The organism is Hydrogenophaga sp. (genome assembly GCF_019635465.1).
GTDB lineage: Bacteria > Pseudomonadota > Gammaproteobacteria > Burkholderiales > Burkholderiaceae_C > Hydrogenophaga.
Genome location: NZ_JAHBZK010000005.1, coordinates 167,693 through 186,920, shown reverse-complemented (window position 1 = coordinate 186,920; position 19,228 = coordinate 167,693). Strand labels below are relative to the sequence as shown.

Below are 19,228 nucleotides of genomic sequence, written 5' to 3'. Positions count from 1 at the left end.
CAGTGCCGGTTGTGTCGTCGCTGGGTGCGTCATCGCGGTGCGTCCCATGGGACAGGACAGGTGAAGGGGACGGCCATTCTTGCCTGCGCGCGTCACACCCCGGTTACGAGTTGTAAGGTATGGTTCCTGTCCCCTCGTCTTTGTCTCACCGCGCAACCCATGCCGCAGGAAATCGAGATCAAGCTCAGCCTGCTGTCGCAGGATCTTCCCGCCTTGCTGGCGCATCCCCTGCTCCAGGTGCCATCGCGCGATGTGCACTTGCGCAACACCTACCTGGACACGCCGACGCTCGATTTGCTGGCGGCGCGCATGGCTTTGCGCGTGCGGCAGATCGGCCAGCGCGAGCTCTTGACCGTCAAAACCGCTGCCTCGTCGGTCGGTGGTCTGTCGCGCCGCAGCGAATGGGAAGTGCCGCGGCCCAAGGGCATGCCCGATTTTTCGCGCATCGTCGACGACGCCGAACTGGCTCAGCGCCTCAATCAATGGGCGCCGGCGATGACGGCCGTGTTCCGCACGGACTTCAAGCGCCGCACCTGGGTCCTGACCCATCGGGGCGCACGCGTCGAGGTGGCGCTTGACGACGGCTGGGTGGTCGCTGGCACACCCGCCCGTCCGCGGCGCGAGCGCATTCTCGAACTGGAACTGGAGCTGCTGACGGGCGACGAAGACGCGCTGCTCGACCTGGCACACACCCTGGCGCTGGGCCCCACGGGGCATGCCGATCGCGCGCTGCATTTGCGACCGGCGCAACGCAGCAAGGCCGAACGGGGCTACGCCTTGCACCTGCGCGAGCCGGTGCGGCCGTTCAAGTCGGCGCCCCTGACGCTGGACGCCGATGGATCGACCCACGCGGCCTGCCGCGCGGCCTGCCTGGCCAGCCTGGCCCACCTGCAGGGCAACGAGACCGCGCTCGCGCCGCAGGTCGACGCCGCGCACCTGCCCGACCCCGAGTTCGTGCACCAGGCGCGCGTGGCCCTGCGGCGCCTGCGCACCGGCTTGCGCCTGTTCCGTGCCGACCTCGACCCCGACTGGGTCCGCCACTGGTCGGCGCACTGGAAGGCGCTCGCCGACGTGTTGGGTGCGGCGCGCAACTGGGACGTGTTCGCCACCGAAGGTCTGCCCGACCTGTTGCCCGCCACCGACGACCGCGCTGAGGCACACGCGCTGCGTGCCTGGGTGACCGATCAGCGCATCGCGGCCAACCGGCGCGCGGCGCAAGCCTTGGCCGAACCGTCGCACGCGCTGGCCGTGCTCGCCTTCACGCGCTCGGCGATGGCCTTGCACGGCAAGCGCCGGACCGACCTGCGTGCCTGGGCGATCGGCGTCCTGCGCGAAGGTCATGCGGCGCTGCGCCGGCAGGCCCGCGAGGCGCGGCGGCTCGGCCCCGAGGGGCGTCACGAGTTGCGGCTCGCCCTCAAGAAGCTGCGCTACGCGCAGGAATTCCTCGCCAGCCTGCTGCCACCCAAACGGGTGGCCCGCAGTACCACCACGCTCGCCGAAGCGCAGACCCTGCTGGGCGAACTCAACGACCTGAGCACCGCGCAGCTGCTGCTTCAGCAGGCGCCTGCGACGCTGGCACCATCGCTGGTGGCGCAGTTGCAAACCGGGCTGCAAAAGCAGCTCGAAGCGGGCCTGCTGGCGTTGCCCACCATGGAACTGGCGCTGGAGCGTTCGCCAACGCCCTGGCGCTGAGTCAGCCGCCCGTGGGCGACTGGCGCGCCAGGAACACCTGGTGCAGCGTGATCTTGCGCACCTCGACCTGGCTGGTCTGGATGTGGGTGCGCAGCAGCAGGCTGGCGCGGTCGGCGTTGTGCGCCAGCACCGCGCGCAGGATCTTGCCGTGCTCTTCGTAGGTGGCGTCGATGCGCATCTGCTTGAGGAAGTCGAGCCGGCGAATGATGCGGATGCGTTCGGTCACGTCCTGGTGCACGCGTGCCAGCTCATCGTTGCCGGCCGCGCGCACCAGCGTCTGGTGAAAGGCCTCGTCCATGGCGGCCACTGTGGGTGGGTCGGTTTCCCGATCGGCCACCGGCACCAGCCAGATGTCCTTGAGCCCCTGCAACAAGGGAACGGGCGCGCCCTCGTGCTGGCACAGGCGCTGCACGGCGGCGGTCTCGAGCAGCATGCGCAGGTCGTAGAGCTGGTCGAAGCGGTTGAAGTCGAACGGCAGCACGCGCCAGCCGCTGCGGAACATCACCTCGACAAAGCCCTCCTGCTGCAGCCGGATCAGCGCCTGGCGCACCGGCGTGCGCGACACGCCCAGGCGTTCGCACAGCTCGTTTTCGGTGAAGCGGTCGCCCGGCAGCAGGTGAAAGTCGGCGATGTCGCGCTTGAGCTGCTCGTACACCTCGTCGGCGCGAGACGGTGGCGTGGCGGCGCGGGTACCGTGTTTGGCCAGGGGGCGACGTTTGATCGGGTTGGTGGGCACGAGGGCACTCTAGCAGCGTGAAGCGTTCACTTGTTGGCAAGCGCAGCCAGCACGGCAGCGCTGGGCGCCGTCCACCCGACGATGGCGCCTTGCGCGCGCATCATCTCGACGGCGGCGGCCTTGAAGTGCGGAAAGTAACTCTCGGTGCAGTCTTCCAGCAGCAGACAGTCGTAGCCGCGGTCGTTGGCTTCGCGCATGCTGGTCTGCACGCAGACCTCGGTGGTCACGCCCATGAACAGCAGCTGCCGGATGCCGGCCTGCTGCAGCAGGTTCTGCAAGGGCGTGGCGTAGAACGCACCCTTGCCGGGTTTGTCGATCACGATCTCACCCGGCAGCGGCGCCAGCGCATCGATGATCTGGTTGCCCGGCTCGCCGGCAATGAGGATGCGGCCCATGGGGCCTTCGTCGCCGATGCGCAGCGTGGGGTTGCCGCGCAGTCGCTTGGCCGGCGGGCAGTCCGACAGGTCGGCCTGGTGCGCCTCGCGCGTGTGCACCACCAGGCCACCGGCCTGGCGCCAGGCCGACAGCATGGCCGCGCAGGCCGGCACGATGGCCTGCAGCAGCGACACGTCGTTGCCCAGGGTTTCGCCAAAGCCACCGGGTTCGACGAAGTCGCGCTGCATGTCGATGATCACCAGCGCGGCGTGCGCCGGGTCCAGCTCGAAGGGGAAGGGTTGGGCGTCGATCTGCATGATGGTGTGCCGCGTCAGTGGTGCCCGCCGCCCATGTGGGCGCCAAGCGTTTGCCGGCTCGCCTGCGCGGCCGGGGTTTCGTAGGCGATGCGGCCCTCGCTCATCACCACGATGCGGTCGGCCAGCTCCAGCAACTCATCCAGGTCTTCGCTGATGAGCAGCACCGCACCACCGCGGCGCCGCACCTCGCGCAGGCGGTCGTGGATCTCGCGCACCGCCGCGAAGTCCAGCCCGAACACCGGGTTGGCCGCGATCAGCACATTGATCTCGCCGTGCAGCTCGCGCGCGAGCACCGCGCGCTGCACGTTGCCGCCCGACAGGCTGCGGATCGGCGCGCCCTCGCCCTGTGTCTTGATGCCGTATTCGGCGATCCAGGCGCGCGCGCGCTGACGCCATTCGCCAAAGCGCAGGCGCCCGCCCCGGCACAACGGTGGGCGATCGAAGTCGCGCAAGGCCATGTTCTGCGCCACCGACAGATCGCCCACGCAGGCGTTGCGCAGCGGCTCTTCGGGCAGGCTGCGCACCTTCAAACGGTGGTTCTCTTCGCGGCGCGCGCCGTAGGCTTCGCCGCGCACACGCACCTCGCCACTGGCGCGCGGTCGCTGGCCCACCAGGGCCTCCACCAGTTCGCGCTGGCCATTGCCCGAGACACCCGCCACACCCAGGATCTCGCCAGCGCGCACCTGCAGGCTCAGGCCCTCGACCGCCAGCGTGCCACGGTCGCCCATCACCTGCAGGGCCTGCACGTCGAGCGAGACCTCGCCGGTGGGGGTGTCGCTGGTCGCAGCGGTCGACGGCGCAGCGGCGTCGTCGGCTGGCGTACCTTCACCACCCACCATGGCCTGCGCCAGCTGCGTCGGGTCGGTGGCTTTCACCGCCGTCTGGAACACCGCGCGGCCGCGCCGCAGCACGGTCACGTCGTCGGCGAAGGCGGTCACCTCGCGGAACTTGTGCGTGATGATGACCACGGTGCACAGGCCGCTGAGCGCAAAGGCGCGCACATGGCCCAGCACCTCGTCGGCCTCCTGCGGCGTGAGCACCGAGGTCGGCTCGTCCAGGATCAGCAATCGCGGGCGCAGATAGAGCTGCTTGAGCAGTTCGAGCTTTTGCTTCTCGCCAGCGGCCAGCTCCTGCGGTCGCGCGTCCAGGTCCAGTCGAAAGGGCGTGGTCTCCAGAAACTGCGCCAGCTTTGCGCGCTCGCTGCGCCAGTCGATCATCGATGGCACCTGCCCGCCGGCCATCAGGAGGTTCTCGGCCACCGTCATGCCTGGTGCCAGTGTGAAGTGCTGGTAGACCATGCCGATGCCCAGGCTGCGCGCGACCACCGGGTTGGCCACCGCCTGTTCGCGGCCATCGACCAGGATGCTGCCGCTGGTGGGCCGCTGAAAGCCCGCCACGCATTTGACCAGCGTGCTCTTGCCGGCGCCGTTCTCGCCCAGCAGCGCGTGCACCGTGCCGGGGGCGACCTTCAGGCTGACGTCCTTGAGCGCGTCGAAGCTGCCAAAGCGCATGCCCATCTCGTAAGTCTCGAGCGCCATGGCGCCCTGGCCGCGGGGCAGGCCGCCGATCGGGGTGGGGGGCTGCTCGATCATGCGATGGCCTCCAGCACGGCGGACGATGGTGCGTGGGCGCCGAAGACACCGCCCTGCATGGTGATCATCTTCAGCGCCGCTTCGTGGTTGCCGCGGTCGGTGGCGGCGGTGCAGTCCGACAGCAGCAGGCACTCGAAGCCGCGGTCGTTGGCCTCGCGCATGGTGGTGTGCACGCAGACGTCGGTGGTGATGCCGGCAAGCAGGATGTTCTGGATGCCGCGCGTGTGCAGCATCAGCTCCAGGTCGGTGGCGCAGAACGAGCCCTTGCCGGGTTTGTCGATCACCGGCTCCCCGGGCAGGGGCGCGAGCTCGGGAATGATCTCCCAGCCCGGCTCGCCGCGCACCAGGATGCGTCCGCAAGGGCCCGCATCGCCAATGCCCACGCCGTCGGTGCCAATCTGACGCGAGCGCCAGCGTTTGTTGGCCGGCAGGTCCGACAGGTCGGGCCGATGGCCTTCGCGCGTGTGCATCAGGTGATAGCCGCCGGCGCGCATGGCCGCCATGAGCGTCTTCAGGGGCTCGATCGGCGCGCGCGTGAGCGAGATGTCGTAGCCCATCTTGTCCACGTAGCCGCCCACGCCGCAGAAGTCAGTCTGCATATCGATCACGATGAGCGCGGTGTTGTCCGGGCGCAGGTCGCCGTTCCAGGGCCAGGCGTAGGGGTTGGCGTCGACGAAACGTTCCATGGCTGCGGACCTCCTTCAGGGCCTGTTCACACCATTTTTCCAAGTGCGAACGGGGTGGAAACAGCGCCAATCGAGGCGCGCGACGACAGCCAGGCTGGGCGCCTGGCTTAGGAGTGCAACGACGAGTGGCGCTGTTTCCACCCCGTTCCCTGCGGGTTGCGGCCAAAAAGGCCATGCGCCGCGTTGCGAAGCCTCGACGGGCCACCGGCCCGCCTGCGTCTCGCGCCTTGCGCATGGTCTTTTTGATCCGCATCGCATCTTGAAAAAATGGTGTGAACAGGCCCTAGCGTTGCGACGAGAGTTCACCCGGGCTGCCCGGCACGATGCTGCCCGGGCGGCAGGTGATGACCAGGATGACCAGCGTGAGCACGTAAGGGACGATGTTGAACAGGTGGTAGCCCCAGCCGATGCCGATCGATTGCAGCGCCGGGCCGATGGCGCCCGCGCCGCCGAACAGCAGTGCCGCCATCAGGCAGCGCCACGGGTTCCAGCGCGCAAAGATCACTAGCGCCACCGCGATCAGGCCCTGCCCGCTGGAGATGCCTTCGTTCCAGCTGCCCGGGTAGAACAGCGTGAGCGACGCGCCACCCAGCCCGGCGATGCAGCCACCCAGTGCCGTGGCCGCCACCCGGATGCCGTTGACCGAGTAACCCAGCGCGCGCGTGGCGTTGGCCGAGTCGCCGGCCATGCGCACCTTCAGGCCGCCACGCGTGTGGGTGAAGGCCCAGGCCATCACGCCCGCCAGCACAACGCCAAGGGGCAGCAAGGGGTTGACCTGCAGGGCCGCGCGCACTGCGGCCGAGTCGCTCCAGCCGCCCAGGGCGATCGGCGTCAGCTGCGCGGCCTGCGGCTGGATCAGCGGCTTGCCCAGGTAGAACGCCAGGCCCGTGCCCAGCAGCATCAGCGCGATGCCGGTGGCGATGTCGTTGACGCGCGGCAGCGAGCACAGCAGGCCGTGCAGCGTGGCCAGCAGCGCGCCCGCGGCGGCGGCGGCCAGCACGCCGATCCAGGCCGAGCCGCTGAGGTAGGAGGCACCGAAGGCCGTCATGGCCGACAGCACCAGCACCCCTTCGAGCCCCAGGTTGATGCGACCGGATTTTTCGGTCAGGCACTCACCCAGGCTCACGAAGAGGAAGGGCACGCCGACGCGCAGTGCGCCGCCGACGATGCCCGCCAGCAGGATGACCCATTGATCAGCGCTCATTCAACTACCCTCCGTTCTGCGAACTGCGGGACTGAGCGCCTTGGGAACGGCCCGGCGGCGCTCATGCGGCTTTCTCCTTGGGTGGCGCGGGCGGGTCGAAACCCATGATGCGGATGTAGGTGGCGCGCCAGTTGTGGTCGCGCAGCGCTTCGCTGGCCAGGATGAACACGAAGGCGATGCCCTGCAGCAGCAGTACCGAGGCGTCGGGCAGGCCGAGGCGGCGCTGCAGCAGACTGCCCGCTGCGCCAAAGCCACCGAACAGGATGGCCACCGGGATGATGGCCACCGGCTGCTGGCGCGCGATGAAGGCGACCAGGATGCCGGCGTAGCCATAGCCCGCGATCAGCGAGGCGTTGGCGCTGGTGTGCACCGCGGCCACCTCGATCGCACCCGCCACACCGGCCGCCGCGCCACCCAGCGCACAGCCCAGCAGGATCAGGCGCGTGGCGGGCAGGCCCACCAGCTGCGCGGTGCGCGGGTTGCCGCCCACCACCCGCAGCGCAAAGCCGCCCGCGGTGACGCGCAGCCACAGCCCGGCGGCCAGGCAGGCGACCACACCCACCACCAGGCCCCAGTGCACGTCGGAGCCGGCGATGGTGCCGATCAGCAGACCCTCGTCGAGCGCGGGGGTGGAAGGCTTGTTCAGGCTGGCCGGGTCGCGCAGCGGGCCTTCGACGATGTGCTTGAACAGCCCGATCGCCACATAGGCCAGCAACAGGCTGCTGATGGTTTCGTTGATGCCGCGGTACTGCCGCAGCCAGCCGGCCAGCGCAATCCACAGCGCGCCAGCCACCGCCCCGGCGATGCAGACCATCACGCTGCCGACGATGTTGCCCGGCAGCGGCACCGCGTGGGCCAGTGCCGCGCAGGCCAGCCCGCCCAGCACCAGCGCGCCTTCGCCGCCAATGATGGTGAGCCCGGCGCGCGCGGGGATGGCCACGCACAGCGCGGTCAGCATCAGTGGCGCTGCGCGCTGCAGCGTGTTCTGCCACGAGAACGCGTCGCCGAACGCGCCCTTGAACAGCAGGATCCAGACCTGGATCGGGTCGACGCCGGCGAAGGCGACGATCAGGCCGAACACCGCCAGCGCCGCTGTGATGGCGCCAATGGTCAAGAAGCTGCTGCTCACCCAAGTTCGCATGACGGTCACCCTCGCGATATGCGTGTCTTGTCGAGGGCCACCACGGAACCGGCTTTGCCGGGCCGCGGGTGGCGCCCCCTTGAGGGGGTAGCGCCGCAGGCGCTGCGGGGGTGTGCGTCAAACACTTCCGATCACGCCTTCGACCAGGTAATTCATCTTCTCCAGCTCGAGGTCGGTCTGCTTGAGCACCTTGCCGGCCGCGATCGGCATGCCGCCCTTGTTGTCCTTGAGCGGGCCTTTGAAGATGTCGAAGCTGCCCGCCATCATCTGGGCCTTGATGCCGTCGGCCTGCTTTTTGGCCGCATCGGTGACCTTGGGGCCGTAGGCCGAGGGTTTGACGAAGCCCTCCTTGAGGCCGCCACGCACGAAGTTCGGGTGCGGCTTGCCACTGCGAGCGGCGTCGAGGAAGGTGGTGTAAGCGGTGAGCCAGTTCCACTCGGCGCCGGTGAGGTAGGCGTCGGGCGCGAGCTTGGCCTGGCTGGCGTGGTAGCCGCAGACCATCTTGCCGCGCTTGGCCGCGGTCTCGACGATGACCTTGGGGCCGTCGACGTGCATGGTGAACACATCCACGCCCTGGTCGGCCAGACTGTTGGTGGCCTCGGCCTCCTTCACCGGCATCGACCAGTCACCCGTGAAGATCACGCTGGTGGTGATGGCCGGGTTGACCGAGCGCGCGCCCATGGTGAAGGCGTTGATGTTGCGCAGCACCTGCGGGATGGGCTTGGCGGCCACGAAGCCGAGCTTGCCGCTCTTGCTCATGTGACCGGCGACCACGCCATTGAGGTACTGGCACTCGTCGATGTAGCCGAAGAAGCTGGCCGTGTTCTTGGGGTGTTTGCCTTCGGTCCACATACCGCCGCAATGCGCAAAGCGTGCGTCGGGGTACTTGCCCGCCACCGCCAGCATGTGCGGGTCGAAGTAGCCGAAGGAGGTGGGGAACAGCAGGCTGGCGCCGTCCTGCGCAATCATGCCGGTCATGGTGCGTTGCACCGCGGCGGTCTCGGGCACGTTCTCCTCTTCCACCACTTTCACGCCGGGCATCTTCTTGAGCAGGGCGGCGGCCTCGGCGTGCGCCTGGTTGTAGCCGTAGTCGTCGCGCGGGCCGACGTAGATCACGCCCACGGTAATGGGCTTTTGCGCGAAAGCGAACGGGCTCGACGCCACAGCGCCGAGGGCGGCCAGGGTCTTGAGCGAGTCGCGGCGATTGGGCAGGGTGTGCTTCATGGGAACGCTCCAGTGGGTGGGTGGGGGAATCGAAAGGGAAGGTCAGGCCAACAAACTCACGTGCGCCGACACCACGCGCCAGCCCTCGGGCGTGCGCATCCAGGTCTGGCTCTGGCGACCGACACGGTCGCTGCCGGCGCGGTGGAACTCGGTGTTGGCGGTGGCGAAGTCGCGGCCGTAGGTGGTGATGACGGTGCGCCCCAGCGTGCGCGCCAGACCCGCCGAAGGCCGCGCCTTGCGAAAGGCCTGGATCTCGGCGTAGCCGTAGAGGTTTTCGGTGGCGCCGTAGCGCAGCGTGTGAGGGCTGTTCCAGAACAACTCGTCGAGCACGTCGACGTCGTTGCCGACCAGGGCCTTCTCATAGCGTTCGAAGGCGGCCGTGACTTCGGCACGCACCTCCGGCAAGTTGATTTCCGGCAGGCTGATCCCGGCAGCGTTCACAGGCTGGTCTCCTTCACACGGGCCACGCCCGCTTGTTCGAGTGCCCAGCCCGCGCGCAGCGCCAGGTCCTCGCGCCACGGTGCGGCAATCAACTGCACGCCGATGGGCAGGCCGTCGGTGCCTTCGGGCCACAGCGGCGCGGCCACCACCGGGCAGCCCGAGAAAGACACCGGTTGCGTCAGCAGGCCGATCGAGGGTCGGCAGGGGAAGCGCTGGCCGTTGATGTCAATCCACTCGCTGCCGAGCACGGGCGCGGCCACCGGGGTGGCCGGCGCGATGAGCACGTCCCAGTGACGGAACAGGTCGTTGATGCGGTCGCGGTACACGCGGCGAAAGCGTTGCGCGCGTACATACCAGGCGGCGGGCTGCAAGGCACCGGCGATGAAGCGGTCCACCGAGTGGGGCTCGAAGTCGTCGGCGCGCTCGCGCAGGCGCGCCAGGTGCAGCGCGCCGCCTTCGCTGGCGGTGGTGATGAAGGCGGCCGCGCGTGCCTCGGCCGCCAGCGGCCAGTCGACCGCGTCCTTCGCACCCAGGGTCGCCGCGGCCTGTGCGGCCACCGCCCGGGCCGGAGCGCTGGCCAGTTCGTTGAAGTAGCCGCCAAGGACGCCCACGCGCAAGCCGTCAACGCCCTGGGTCAGGCCGCGCACCGTGGGCTGCACCGAGGTGGCGAAGCAGCCCGGGTCGAGCGGGTCGGGGCCTTGCATGGCGTCGTAGGCCAGCGCCAGCCCGGCCAGGTCGTCGGCGAAAGGGCCGAGGTGATCGATGTTGGCCACGAAGGGGTAGCTGCCGCGGCGCGACAGCCGGCCGAACGTGGGCTTGAGACCCCACACGCCGCAAAACGACGACGGCACGCGGATCGAGCCGTTGGTGTCGGAGCCCAGCGCCAGCGGCACCTGGCCCGCGCCCACGGCCGCACCCGAGCCTCCTGAGGAGCCACCGGCCGTGTGGTCGGGCTTGTGCGGGTTGTGGGTCGCGCCTTCGTGGCTGTTCTCGGTGGTGAAGCCATAGGCGTACTCATCCATGTTGAGTGCGCCCACCAGCACCGCACCCGCCGCCTGCAGCCGCTCCACCAGCACCGCATCGCTGCGCGCCGGCGGGTTGGACCGGTTGACCTTGGAGCCCGCGAGCGTGACCTCGCCCGCGATGTCGAACAGGTTCTTCACCGCGAACGGCACACCGGCCAACGGCCCCGGCTTTTCGCCGCGTGCCACCTGCGCGTCGATGCGACCGGCCTGCGCCCGCGCCGCGTCGAATCGCGTGCTGGTGAAGGCGTTGATGCGCGGCTCGGTGGCTTCAATGCGTGCGATGCAGGCTTCGAGCACCTCGCTGGCGCTGCGCCGGCCGGTGGTGACGTCCTGGGCGGTCTGGCTCAAGCTGGGCATCGGTCGTTCGGCGTCAGTCGTGGGGGTAGGGCGCGGGGCAGAACACCTCAGCGGGTTCGACCTCGTCGTCCAGCGGGAAGGCTTGCAACAGCTGTGCCATGGCGGTGGTGCGTTGCAGGTGCGTGGCCACGCGCTGGGCCCGTGCTGCGTCCAGCGGCAGCTCGAGTGCGGTGGCCACGGCCTGCACGTAGGCCAGGGTCTGGGGCTCGTTCATCGACATTGCATCAACGCCTGACTTCGCGCTGGAAGATCTCCAGGCTGCGCTTCTTGGCGGCAATGAAGCTCGGCTCGGACAGCGTGGCCACGGTGCGCGGGCGCGGGTCTTCGTAAGGCAGGATCTCGGCCACCTTGGTGGGTCGCTTGGTCAGCAGCAACACCTGATCGGCCAGGTAGACGGCTTCCTCCAGGTCGTGCGAGACCAGCATCATGGTGGTGCCGGTCTGCATGAACACCTCCTGCAGCTTCTCGCGGATGAACAGCGTCATCTCGAAGTCGAGCGCCGAGAAGGGTTCGTCGAGGAACAGCACCTCGGGGTTGGGCGCCAGCGCGCGCATGATCGACGCGGTCTGCTGCTGCCCACCCGAGAGCTCGTAGGGGAAGCGGTTGAGGTCGAACTTGACGTCGAACGAGGCCACCAGTTCGGCCACGCGGCGGTCCACCTCGGCCTTGCTGCGCCCTTCCAGCTTGAGCGGGTAGGCGATGTTGTCGATGGTGCGCATCCACGGGAACATCGCTTCGCGGTAGTTCTGGAACACGTAGCCGATCTTGGTGTCCTTGAGCGACTTGCCGTCGAACAGGATTTCGCCCGAGTCGATCGGGATCAGGCCCGCGATCATGTTGATCAGCGTGCTCTTGCCGCAGCCGTTGGGCCCGAACACCGAGACGATCTTGTGCTTGGGGATGTCGAGGTCGAAGTTCTCGTACAGCGGCCAGCCCGCGAAGTACTTGGTGAGCCCGCGGATGGTGATGTGGGTGCCGGCGGGGCCGGGCTCGAACTTCGGTGCGGGGACGTCGGCCACGACGGGCGCATTCAGTACAACGGACATGGCAACTCCAGTCGGAGAAAGTGACCAGGGATGCCGCGGAACCGGCTCTGCCGGGCCGCTGGCATCGCCCCCTTGAAGGGGGTCGCGCGAAGCGCGGCGGGAGTGGTCCTTGTCATCTTCCGCTCCAGTGAACGACCTTGCGTTCGATGACCAGGAACAACACGTTGAGCGCGTAGCCCAGGGCACCGGCCGCCAGGATCGAGGCGTACATGTCCTTGACGTTCATCACCTGCTGCGAGTTGATGATCCGGTTGCCCAGACCGCTGTCGGCGCCGATGAACATCTCGGCCACGATGACGATCACCAAGGCCATCGACACCGCCGAGCGCAGGCCCACGAAGCTGGGCTGCAGGCTTTCCCAGAACAGCACGTCCTTGAACACCTGCCAGGGCGTGGCGCCCATGACCTTGGCCGCCATCACGCGCTGCTTGCGCGCGTTAATGACGCCGTAGGCACTGTTGAACACCACGATGAGCAAGGCGCCGAAGGCCGCGATGGCCACCTTGTTGATGTCGGACACGCCAAAGATCATGAGGAACAGCGGGATCAGTGCGGACGACGGCGTGGAGCGGAAGAAGTCGATCAGGAACTCCACGCTGCGGTAGGCCTTCTCGGTGCTGCCCAGCACGATGCCCAAAGGCATGCCCACGAAGGCGGCGATGAGGAAGGCCTGCACCGTGCGCCACACCGTGATCAGGAAGTCGTTGAGCAAGGGCCCACCGGCCAGGCCACTGAGCAGCGCACCGATCGCATCCACCGGCGAGGGCAGCAGGATGCGGTTGATGAACCCGCCGCGCACGGCGATGTCCCACACGAGGAAGAGCACCACCGGGCCCACCACGGGCAGTGCCCGGGCCCAGTCGGTCTTCTTGGGTGGCGTGGGCGCACCGGCCGAGGCCGGCGGGCTCCACGGCTTGGCGCTGGCAGGCGCCGTCTCGGTGGCCTGGGGCCGGGCTTCCATGTCCATGGCCTCAGCCCTTGTAGAGCATGGAGTCGACCATCAGGCGCGAGCTGAAGATGCCCTTCTCGCTGAACAGGTCGAAGAACTTCTGGAAGTGGGCCACGTCGGCGGGCGTGAACTCGTTGTACATGGTGTACGCGGCCAGCGGCACTTCGCCGGTGAGGGCGCCTTCGATGGCGGTGTAGCCCTTGAGGTACTGGCGCGCCTCGACGGCCTTGGTGCGCACGTAGTTCACGCCCTTGCCGTAGGCGGCGACGAACTTCTTGGCCTCTTCGGGGTACTTCTTGATGAAGGCGCCCGACAGCGAGGCCGAGCCACCGAACCACGGTGCGTTGGGGTCGCCCAGCACGTAGTGCGCGATCACACCGGCTTCAAGCACCCGCGTGGTGCCGTTGAGTCGGCCGATGGTGCCCGTGGGTTCGAGTGTGTAGGCGCCGTCGATCTGGCCGGCGGCCAGAGCGGCCACGTGCTGGCCGATCGGCAGCTCGACCACGGTGGCACCGGCGGCACCGCCGCGCTCAAGCACCGTCTTGGCCAGCGTCACGTTCTGGATGCCGGGGCCCGAGGCGATGCGCTTGCCCTTGAGGTCGGCGATGGTCTTGGCCGGGCTGGCCACCGGCACGATCACTTCGTCGAGCACGTTTTTCACGTTGCTCGGGTTGGAGCAGAAGATCTTGAAGGTGCCGGGCGCGGCGATCTCGCCGATGGCGATGTTGGCCGAACCGGTGCCGTTGGCCGTGCCTTCTGCGCGGCCTGAGAGCACCGCTTCCATCACCTGCTGGGCACCCGCGAAGCGCTGCGGCTCCACGTCCAGGCCGGCTTCCTTGAAGTAGCCCAGCTCGAAGGCCGAGTAGAACGGCAGGCCGGCGGCGATGGGCCAGTAGCCGATGCGGATCTTGGGGCCGCTCTGCGCCAGGCTGAGCGCGGGCGCGCCCAGCGCGCCGATGAGCGCACCACCGGCGCCCATCTTGAGGAGCTGGCGCCGTTGTTCGGACGGGGCGGCGATCTTGGGCTTGGCGGCACGAAGTGGCTGGGTCATGGTGGGCTCCTGCGTTGATGAAGGGTGAGGTTGAAAAAGGTGTCGGGTGTTCAGGCTGTGGCTGGCTTGTTCTGCGCCATGTAGGCGCGCCAGCCGCCGAAATCGGTGATGTCGCGTGCGCTCAGGGTGGCTTCGTGCTCGCAGCTGAAGCCCTGCACGCGCTGGCCGTCGGCCAGTTCCAGCGAGCCGATGCCCAGCGGCGCCGGGATGAGCGCGACGAAGCTGCCGTAGTGGCGCAAGGGCATGCGCCAGATCTCGATCGCGATCGGCTGGCCCAGGCCGCGGCCCACGCGCAGCAGGCCTGGCTTGGGCGGTGTGGTGCCGGGCAGGGCAAACAAGCGGTAGGCGTCGCTGGTGAAGCCGCTGCGCACCAGCGTGGCGCCGCGCTCGGTGAGCTGGCTGTTGAGCGGCATGCCGCTCAGGTGCGCGCCCACCACCGCCACGTCGACCGTGGGTTCGCCCATGGCCGGCAGCGGCTCGGGCGTGGGCAGCGGTGCACCGGTGGCGCCCAGGGTGAGGCCGCTGGCGTGGTGCACGCGCTGGCCCAGGTCGAGCAGTGCGAGGTCCATGCCGGCTGGTGCGATCAGCGTGACGCCGAAGGGCAGGCCGTCTTCGCGCAGGCTGGTGGGCACTGACAGCGCCGCGTAGTCGAGCAGGTTGACGAAGTTGGTGTACGCACCCAGGCGGCGGTTCTGCGCCACCGGGTCGGCGCGCATGGCGTCGATGCGAATGTGTGCCGGCGCGGTGGGGACGACCATCACGTCCATCTGCGCCCAGGCGGCCTGCGCCTGCTGCCCGTAGGCGCGCAACTTGACCTGCGCGTCGCACCAGTCGGCCGCCGAATAGTTGCGACCGTTGCCCACGATGGTGCGCACCGGCTCGATCACCTCGCTCTCGTGGCCGTCGAAGAAGCCGCGGATGGCCGCGTAGCGTTCGGCCACCAGGGCGCTTTCATAGAGCAGGTCGGCCGCCGCCGCGAAGGGTGTGTAGTCGAAGCTGACCGGCGTGCCACCCAGCGCCTGCAACTGCGCCACCGCTTGCTCGAACGCAGCGCGGCTGGGCGCGTCGCAGGCGTCGAGTTGATCGGGCACGCCAAAGCGGAAGCGCCCGCTCAGTGACGGTGCAGCCAGTGTGAGCGCGCGCGAGTAAGGGTCGAGCGGGTCGTGCCCCATGGCCTGCGCCAGCACGCGCGCGGCCACGCCCACGGTGCGCGCGAAGATGGACACGCAGTCGATGCTCTGCGCCGCCGGCAACACGCCGCGCGTGCTGAGCAGGCCGCGCGAGGGCTTGAGTCCGACGATGTTGTTCAGGCCCGCCGGCACGCGCCCGGAGCCCGCGGTGTCGGTGCCGAGCGAGAAGTCCACCTCGCCCGCCGCCACCACATAGGCCGAGCCCGAGCTGGAGCCGCCCGAGACCAGGCTGGGGTCGAAGCTGTTGGGCACCGCGCCGTACGGCGAGCGGGTGCCATTGAGGCCGCAGGCAAACTGGTCGAGGTTGGTCTTGCCGGCCAGCTCGGCACCAGCGTCGAGCAGGCGTTGCACCACGGTGGCGTGTGCGCCGGGGGTGTGCTCGAAGGCGGGGCAGGCGGCGGTGGTGGGCCAGCCGGCCACGTCGATGTTGTCCTTGACGGCGAAGCGCAGGCCGGCCAGCGGGCCATCGGGGTGTCCGGCCAGGGCTTGCGCCGGCCGGTGAAGCCAGGCGGCCTGGGGGGTGGCGTCGGAAGCTGCTTGCACCATGTTGAGTCATCCCATCTTGGATACAAGACGTGATGCAAGATGGGTGCCAACTGCCGCAAGGGTGACAAACGGCGCCCGGTTCCGGGCGGAACCGACTGGACAGGGGCTAAGGCGTGCAGGGTGCCGGGCCGCGGACGGGGTCAGCCCTTCGTGTGGCGCAGGCTCATCCGGCGCGCAGCGTCGGCAGGCGCCACAGGCGCAGGGCGCGCCCCATGAAGACCCCGCAGAAAGTCCCATACAGCGCCGCGACACACAGCACATACGCGAGGTTGCGCACCAGCTGCGGCGCCATCGCCATGTCCACCCCCACCACATACTTCACCAGAAAGATGGCGGTGATCAGGAGCAGCGGCACGAGGCTGCCCGGCAGCGCGAACCGGCGCGTTGTCGCGTCGTAGCGGGCAGCGCTGCGGCCCCGGGCAACCAGGCCGACGGTGATCAGGGCGGTCAGAAGCCAGGTTGCGATCAAAAGCTTGAGGTGGGGCGATGTGCCCAGGGCGGCCAGTGCGCCCCAGGCCGAAAAGATGGTCATGGCCACCGGAAACAGGGAAACGCGCGCCAGGCTGGCCGTGCGATCGCGCGCCTGGCTGGCGCCCAGCGCGAGCAGGCCCGCGAGCAAGCCCCATACCCACAGTGGCGTTGAGCGAACGATCGGAATAACGGCGGACGGATGTTGAATCAAGAGTTGCAGCAGCATGACGGCTCCTTGGGGGCATTCATCGGATGCGCGCACTGTGGTGGCTACCGGACGCACTGCCCAACGGGCTGAGACGAATTGCCAAGGTGGAGGTGCGAAATGCGGCCACGGGCGGATGAAGCGCATAGCGCCGCACATGGCGGAGGACAAGGACTTCCCCCAGTGGGACTTGGGGTCACGGCTTGCCTGGGCCCGAACCGGATGTAGAGACTACCGATGAGCGACCCTCTTGTGTAGCGCCAGGAAGCTCCATCTCACTTCTGACCGTCCCAGCATGTCCTCACGTTCGGCTTCGAAATCACAGCGAAAACCGAAACCAGCTGCCAATTGAATGGTGTCTTTGGCAGAAACTTCGAACATCCTTCTGCCTTCGGGTATGGGGCCGTGGCGCAGCGACATGAAGATCACACCGCCCTCTGCAGAAAGTTCGGCGAGCGCTTCCATGGCAGCGCTCCGCTCACTTTCATCAAGGTGCATCCACACCGCCGTGAGCAAGACCACATCGAACCGCCGCTTCGTTCGCCTCAGCGCTGCGAGCGTCGGGAGATGATCGTCCACCCATTCGATCGCCAGCTCGCGGTGGATGTGTTGCCCCTCGGCGCGAAGCTCTGCTGTGGGCTCTACTGCAACAACTTGATGGCCGCGTCGCGAAAGTTCTGCAGCATCTCGACCCGAGCCCGCTCCAATGTCCAGCACCGCACAGGGCTGTACGGGAAAAAGGTGCAGTAGGTCGCGGTAGACCTCTGAGAAGGTGATGCTCTCGTACTGTGAGGCCAACACCGACGCGTTCGCGCCGTAGCCCGCAGCGCCAGGAACTGTGGAAGACATAGGTAGGAAGGAAGTCTGGTTTGTGGTTTCTACACGTACCGAACGGGCACCTCTGGCCGGTAGCCGCATGCCAGGGTCTTGTCCCGCAAATTGCTGGCGTCAAACCCGTTTCACGCGGGCAAACACGGCGCAATGTGGCGCAGCGCGTTGGCCACGAAGTCATCCTTTTCGCCGACCGGGGCCACATAGTGCAGTGCCGCTGCGGCGGCGTCCATGCCTTCGGTGCGGGCGATGACCCAGGCGGCCAGGTAGGACGCCGCGAGGCAGCCGCCGGCAGTGGCGAGGTTGCCGCGCGCATAAAAGGCTTGGTTGAGCACCTGCACGCCGGCTTCGACCACCCAGGGTTTGGTGGTCAGGTCGGTGCACGCGGGGATGTCGCTCACCAGACCCAGCCTGGCCAGGATCAGCGTGCCGGAGCATTGCGCTCCCACCAGTTGCTTCGCAGGGTCGAGCCGGATGCGCGACAGCAACCCGGGCGTGGCGACGATGTCCCGTGTCCTGATGCCACTGCCGACCAGAACGGCGTCGGCGCTGGCGGCTTCTTCCAGCGTCGACTGGGCGTGCACGGTGACGCCGTTCATGGAGGTCACCTGGGGCTCGGGGCAGCACAGCGTGACGCGCCAGCCGGGCTCTTTGACGCGGTTGAGCACGCCGAGTGCGATCAGGGAGTCGAGCTCGTTGAAGCCCTGGAAGGTGAGGATGGCGATGTGCATACGGGCTGGTTGGCAGGTGGCGTGTAGCAGGTCAGGGCACCTGCGCCGCCACGCGATCGCGCCAGGCCTGCAGCGCGCCAAAACCCTGCTCGCCGGGTTTGAACTTCAGCAGCCGCGCGAATTCGATGGTGCAGAAGGCGGTGATGTCGGCGATGGTGAAGCGTTCGCCGGCAACCCAGGGTTGGCGCTGCAGCACGCCATCGAGCCAGCGCACCGAGTCCATGGCCTTGGCTTGCTGCGAGGCGCCGAACTCGGGGAACTGGGGCTGCTCCAGCACGGCCAGACCGGGGTGCTGGTGGCGGATGGCCTGGGCCAGCGGCAGGGTGAGGTACCACTCCACGTGGCGGTCGTGCATCTCGATGAAGGCGCGCTCATCGGCGTCGCGGCCCATCAGGTTGGGCTCGGGGTACAGGCCTTCGAGGTAGCTGCAGATCGCGCGCGATTCGCTCAGGCAGCGGCCGTCGTCGAGCTCAAGGATCGGGATGCGCGCCATCGGGTTGCGCGCGAGGAACTCTGCCTGGCGGTGTTCGTGCGCGTTGATGTCGACCAGCACCTCGGTGATGCCGGTAATGCCTTTCGCGGCGATGAACATCTGCACCCGCCGCGGGTTGGGTGCGCGCTCACTGACGTAGAGCTTCATCGCCGGTCCTCCTTGAGCGACTGCCCGGTTTCCACCATGCGCCGAGCTTCCTCCGAGAACCGCTTGGCCGCGGCGTCGCCGTCGCGCGTGAGATCCACGCGCGACGGCGGGGCCTCGATGCCGCGTTGCACCGCAGGCCGCGCCCGGATGGCGTCGCGCCAGCGTTTGAGGTGGGGCAGGTCGTCCACCTCGACGCCCGACCACCGGTGCGTGCGCACCCAGGCCCAGTTGGCGATGTCGGCAATGGAGTAATCGCCAGCCAGGAATTCGTGGTCTTTGAGGCGGTCGTCGAGCACGCGAAACAGCCGCTTGCTCTCGCCCTGGTAGCGGTCGATGACCGCCGGGATTTTCTCGGGGAAATAGCGGAAGAACACATTGGCCTGGCCCATCATGGGCCCGATGCCACCCATCTGGAACATCAGCCACTGCAGCACCAGCGAGCGCCCCTTTGTGTCGGCGGGCATGAGCTGGCCGGTCTTCTCGGCAAGGTAGATCAGGCAGGCGCCAGACTCGAACACCGCGAAGTCATCGGCCTCTCGGTCGACGATGGCGGGGATGCGGCCATTGGGGTTGATGGTCAGGAAGGCGGGCTGCTTTTGCTGGCCGGCGGCCAGATCGAGCACCTTGAGGGTGTAGGGCAGGCCCAGCTCCTCCAGCGCGATCGAGACCTTGTGTCCGTTGGGGGTGGCGGCGGTGTAGAGATCGATCATGGGCGCTCATGCTAGGCGCCCATGATCGCCCCTGGTGTCACACAGGTTTCGGGCCCCGCGACGCGCAG

The 19,228-nt window shown here is 68.2% G+C and carries 20 protein-coding genes; 1 reads left to right on the top strand and 19 read right to left on the bottom strand.

Features of this window, described 5'->3' with window-relative positions:
* Positions 1 to 159 precede the first annotated feature (159 nt).
* Positions 160 to 1,692 carry a CYTH and CHAD domain-containing protein gene (locus KF871_RS06300; RefSeq protein WP_291139794.1) on the top strand — a complete coding sequence of 511 codons (1,533 nt, stop codon included), beginning with the start codon at positions 160 to 162 and terminating at the stop codon, positions 1,690 to 1,692.
* A 1-nt stretch (position 1,693) separates the two neighbouring features.
* On the opposite strand, the gene KF871_RS06295 is transcribed toward KF871_RS06300, so the two are convergent.
* From KF871_RS06295 to KF871_RS06205, 19 genes are all read right to left on the bottom strand, one after another.
* The gene (locus KF871_RS06295) at positions 1,694 to 2,413 is read right to left on the bottom strand and encodes a GntR family transcriptional regulator (protein ID WP_291139887.1); all 720 of its coding nucleotides are present in this window, start codon (positions 2,411 to 2,413) and stop codon (positions 1,694 to 1,696) included.
* 41 nt (positions 2,414 to 2,454) lie between these two features.
* Entirely contained in the window at positions 2,455 to 3,120 is a 666-nt protein-coding gene (locus tag KF871_RS06290; RefSeq protein WP_291139792.1) for a cysteine hydrolase family protein, read from the bottom strand.
* 14 nt (positions 3,121 to 3,134) lie between these two features.
* A complete protein-coding gene (locus tag KF871_RS06285) occupies positions 3,135 to 4,712 on the bottom strand; it encodes an ABC transporter ATP-binding protein (protein WP_291139790.1) in 1,578 nt (525 codons plus the stop codon).
* Entirely contained in the window at positions 4,709 to 5,398 is a 690-nt protein-coding gene (locus tag KF871_RS06280) for a cysteine hydrolase family protein (RefSeq protein WP_291139788.1), read from the bottom strand. Before KF871_RS06280 ends, KF871_RS06285 begins: the two co-directional genes overlap by 4 nt.
* Positions 5,399 to 5,681: 283 nt before the next feature.
* A complete protein-coding gene (locus tag KF871_RS06275; RefSeq protein WP_291139786.1) occupies positions 5,682 to 6,602 on the bottom strand; it encodes an ABC transporter permease in 921 nt (306 codons plus the stop codon).
* 61 nt (positions 6,603 to 6,663) lie between these two features.
* Complete coding sequence (locus KF871_RS06270; RefSeq protein WP_291139784.1) at positions 6,664 to 7,743, bottom strand: ABC transporter permease; 1,080 nt, start codon at positions 7,741 to 7,743, stop codon at positions 6,664 to 6,666.
* 117 nt (positions 7,744 to 7,860) lie between these two features.
* The gene (locus KF871_RS06265; protein WP_291139782.1) at positions 7,861 to 8,967 is read right to left on the bottom strand and encodes a BMP family ABC transporter substrate-binding protein; all 1,107 of its coding nucleotides are present in this window, start codon (positions 8,965 to 8,967) and stop codon (positions 7,861 to 7,863) included.
* A gap of 42 nt (positions 8,968 to 9,009) precedes the next feature.
* Entirely contained in the window at positions 9,010 to 9,408 is a 399-nt protein-coding gene (hpxZ, locus tag KF871_RS06260; protein WP_291139780.1) for an oxalurate catabolism protein HpxZ, read from the bottom strand.
* Complete coding sequence (locus KF871_RS06255) at positions 9,405 to 10,790, bottom strand: AtzE family amidohydrolase (protein ID WP_291139776.1); 1,386 nt, start codon at positions 10,788 to 10,790, stop codon at positions 9,405 to 9,407. Before KF871_RS06255 ends, hpxZ begins: the two co-directional genes overlap by 4 nt.
* A gap of 13 nt (positions 10,791 to 10,803) precedes the next feature.
* Entirely contained in the window at positions 10,804 to 11,004 is a 201-nt protein-coding gene (locus tag KF871_RS06250) for a DUF4089 domain-containing protein (protein ID WP_291139773.1), read from the bottom strand.
* Positions 11,005 to 11,014: 10 nt separating this feature from the next.
* A complete protein-coding gene (locus KF871_RS06245) occupies positions 11,015 to 11,836 on the bottom strand; it encodes an ABC transporter ATP-binding protein (protein ID WP_291139770.1) in 822 nt (273 codons plus the stop codon).
* Between the two features lie 112 nt (positions 11,837 to 11,948).
* On the bottom strand, positions 11,949 to 12,803 hold the full coding sequence (locus KF871_RS06240; RefSeq protein ID WP_291139767.1) for an ABC transporter permease: 855 nt from the start codon (positions 12,801 to 12,803) through the stop codon (positions 11,949 to 11,951).
* Positions 12,804 to 12,807: 4 nt separating this feature from the next.
* The gene (locus KF871_RS06235; RefSeq protein ID WP_291139764.1) at positions 12,808 to 13,836 is read right to left on the bottom strand and encodes an ABC transporter substrate-binding protein; all 1,029 of its coding nucleotides are present in this window, start codon (positions 13,834 to 13,836) and stop codon (positions 12,808 to 12,810) included.
* A gap of 50 nt (positions 13,837 to 13,886) precedes the next feature.
* Positions 13,887 to 15,572, bottom strand: a complete 1,686-nt coding sequence (gene atzF / locus KF871_RS06230; protein ID WP_291139762.1) for an allophanate hydrolase — start codon at positions 15,570 to 15,572, stop codon at positions 13,887 to 13,889.
* Positions 15,573 to 15,735: 163 nt separating this feature from the next.
* Positions 15,736 to 16,269 (bottom strand): DUF6622 family protein, encoded by a 534-nt coding sequence (locus tag KF871_RS06225; protein ID WP_291139760.1) that lies wholly within the window; start codon positions 16,267 to 16,269, stop codon positions 15,736 to 15,738.
* Positions 16,270 to 16,479: 210 nt separating this feature from the next.
* Positions 16,480 to 17,097, bottom strand: a complete 618-nt coding sequence (locus KF871_RS06220) for a bifunctional 2-polyprenyl-6-hydroxyphenol methylase/3-demethylubiquinol 3-O-methyltransferase UbiG (protein WP_291139757.1) — start codon at positions 17,095 to 17,097, stop codon at positions 16,480 to 16,482.
* Between the two features lie 110 nt (positions 17,098 to 17,207).
* On the bottom strand, positions 17,208 to 17,810 hold the full coding sequence (locus KF871_RS06215; protein WP_291139754.1) for a DJ-1/PfpI family protein: 603 nt from the start codon (positions 17,808 to 17,810) through the stop codon (positions 17,208 to 17,210).
* Positions 17,811 to 17,841: 31 nt separating this feature from the next.
* Positions 17,842 to 18,450, bottom strand: a complete 609-nt coding sequence (locus tag KF871_RS06210; protein WP_291139750.1) for a glutathione S-transferase family protein — start codon at positions 18,448 to 18,450, stop codon at positions 17,842 to 17,844.
* Positions 18,447 to 19,160, bottom strand: a complete 714-nt coding sequence (locus tag KF871_RS06205; RefSeq protein ID WP_291139747.1) for a glutathione binding-like protein — start codon at positions 19,158 to 19,160, stop codon at positions 18,447 to 18,449. The genes KF871_RS06210 and KF871_RS06205 overlap by 4 nt, the downstream gene beginning before the upstream one ends.
* Between the last annotated feature and the right edge of the window lie 68 nt (positions 19,161 to 19,228).

Bases quoted from the DNA above. Each gene is read 5' to 3' on its own strand.
- KF871_RS06300 (WP_291139794.1), top strand. From the start codon at position 160: ATGCCGCAGGAAATCGAGATCAAGCTCAGCCTGCTGTCGCAGGATCTT.
- KF871_RS06290 (WP_291139792.1), bottom strand. From the start codon at position 3,120: ATGCAGATCGACGCCCAACCCTTCCCCTTCGAGCTGGACCCGGCGCAC.
- KF871_RS06285 (WP_291139790.1), bottom strand. From the start codon at position 4,712: ATGATCGAGCAGCCCCCCACCCCGATCGGCGGCCTGCCCCGCGGCCAG.
- KF871_RS06280 (WP_291139788.1), bottom strand. From the start codon at position 5,398: ATGGAACGTTTCGTCGACGCCAACCCCTACGCCTGGCCCTGGAACGGC.
- KF871_RS06275 (WP_291139786.1), bottom strand. From the start codon at position 6,602: ATGAGCGCTGATCAATGGGTCATCCTGCTGGCGGGCATCGTCGGCGGC.
- KF871_RS06270 (WP_291139784.1), bottom strand. From the start codon at position 7,743: ATGCGAACTTGGGTGAGCAGCAGCTTCTTGACCATTGGCGCCATCACA.
- KF871_RS06265 (WP_291139782.1), bottom strand. From the start codon at position 8,967: ATGAAGCACACCCTGCCCAATCGCCGCGACTCGCTCAAGACCCTGGCC.
- KF871_RS06255 (WP_291139776.1), bottom strand. From the start codon at position 10,790: ATGCCCAGCTTGAGCCAGACCGCCCAGGACGTCACCACCGGCCGGCGC.
- KF871_RS06250 (WP_291139773.1), bottom strand. From the start codon at position 11,004: ATGAACGAGCCCCAGACCCTGGCCTACGTGCAGGCCGTGGCCACCGCA.
- KF871_RS06245 (WP_291139770.1), bottom strand. From the start codon at position 11,836: ATGTCCGTTGTACTGAATGCGCCCGTCGTGGCCGACGTCCCCGCACCG.
- KF871_RS06240 (WP_291139767.1), bottom strand. From the start codon at position 12,803: ATGGACATGGAAGCCCGGCCCCAGGCCACCGAGACGGCGCCTGCCAGC.
- KF871_RS06235 (WP_291139764.1), bottom strand. From the start codon at position 13,836: ATGACCCAGCCACTTCGTGCCGCCAAGCCCAAGATCGCCGCCCCGTCC.
- atzF (WP_291139762.1), bottom strand. From the start codon at position 15,572: ATGGTGCAAGCAGCTTCCGACGCCACCCCCCAGGCCGCCTGGCTTCAC.
- KF871_RS06225 (WP_291139760.1), bottom strand. From the start codon at position 16,269: ATGCTGCTGCAACTCTTGATTCAACATCCGTCCGCCGTTATTCCGATC.
- KF871_RS06220 (WP_291139757.1), bottom strand. From the start codon at position 17,097: ATGTCTTCCACAGTTCCTGGCGCTGCGGGCTACGGCGCGAACGCGTCG.
- KF871_RS06215 (WP_291139754.1), bottom strand. From the start codon at position 17,810: ATGCACATCGCCATCCTCACCTTCCAGGGCTTCAACGAGCTCGACTCC.
- KF871_RS06210 (WP_291139750.1), bottom strand. From the start codon at position 18,450: ATGAAGCTCTACGTCAGTGAGCGCGCACCCAACCCGCGGCGGGTGCAG.
- KF871_RS06205 (WP_291139747.1), bottom strand. From the start codon at position 19,160: ATGATCGATCTCTACACCGCCGCCACCCCCAACGGACACAAGGTCTCG.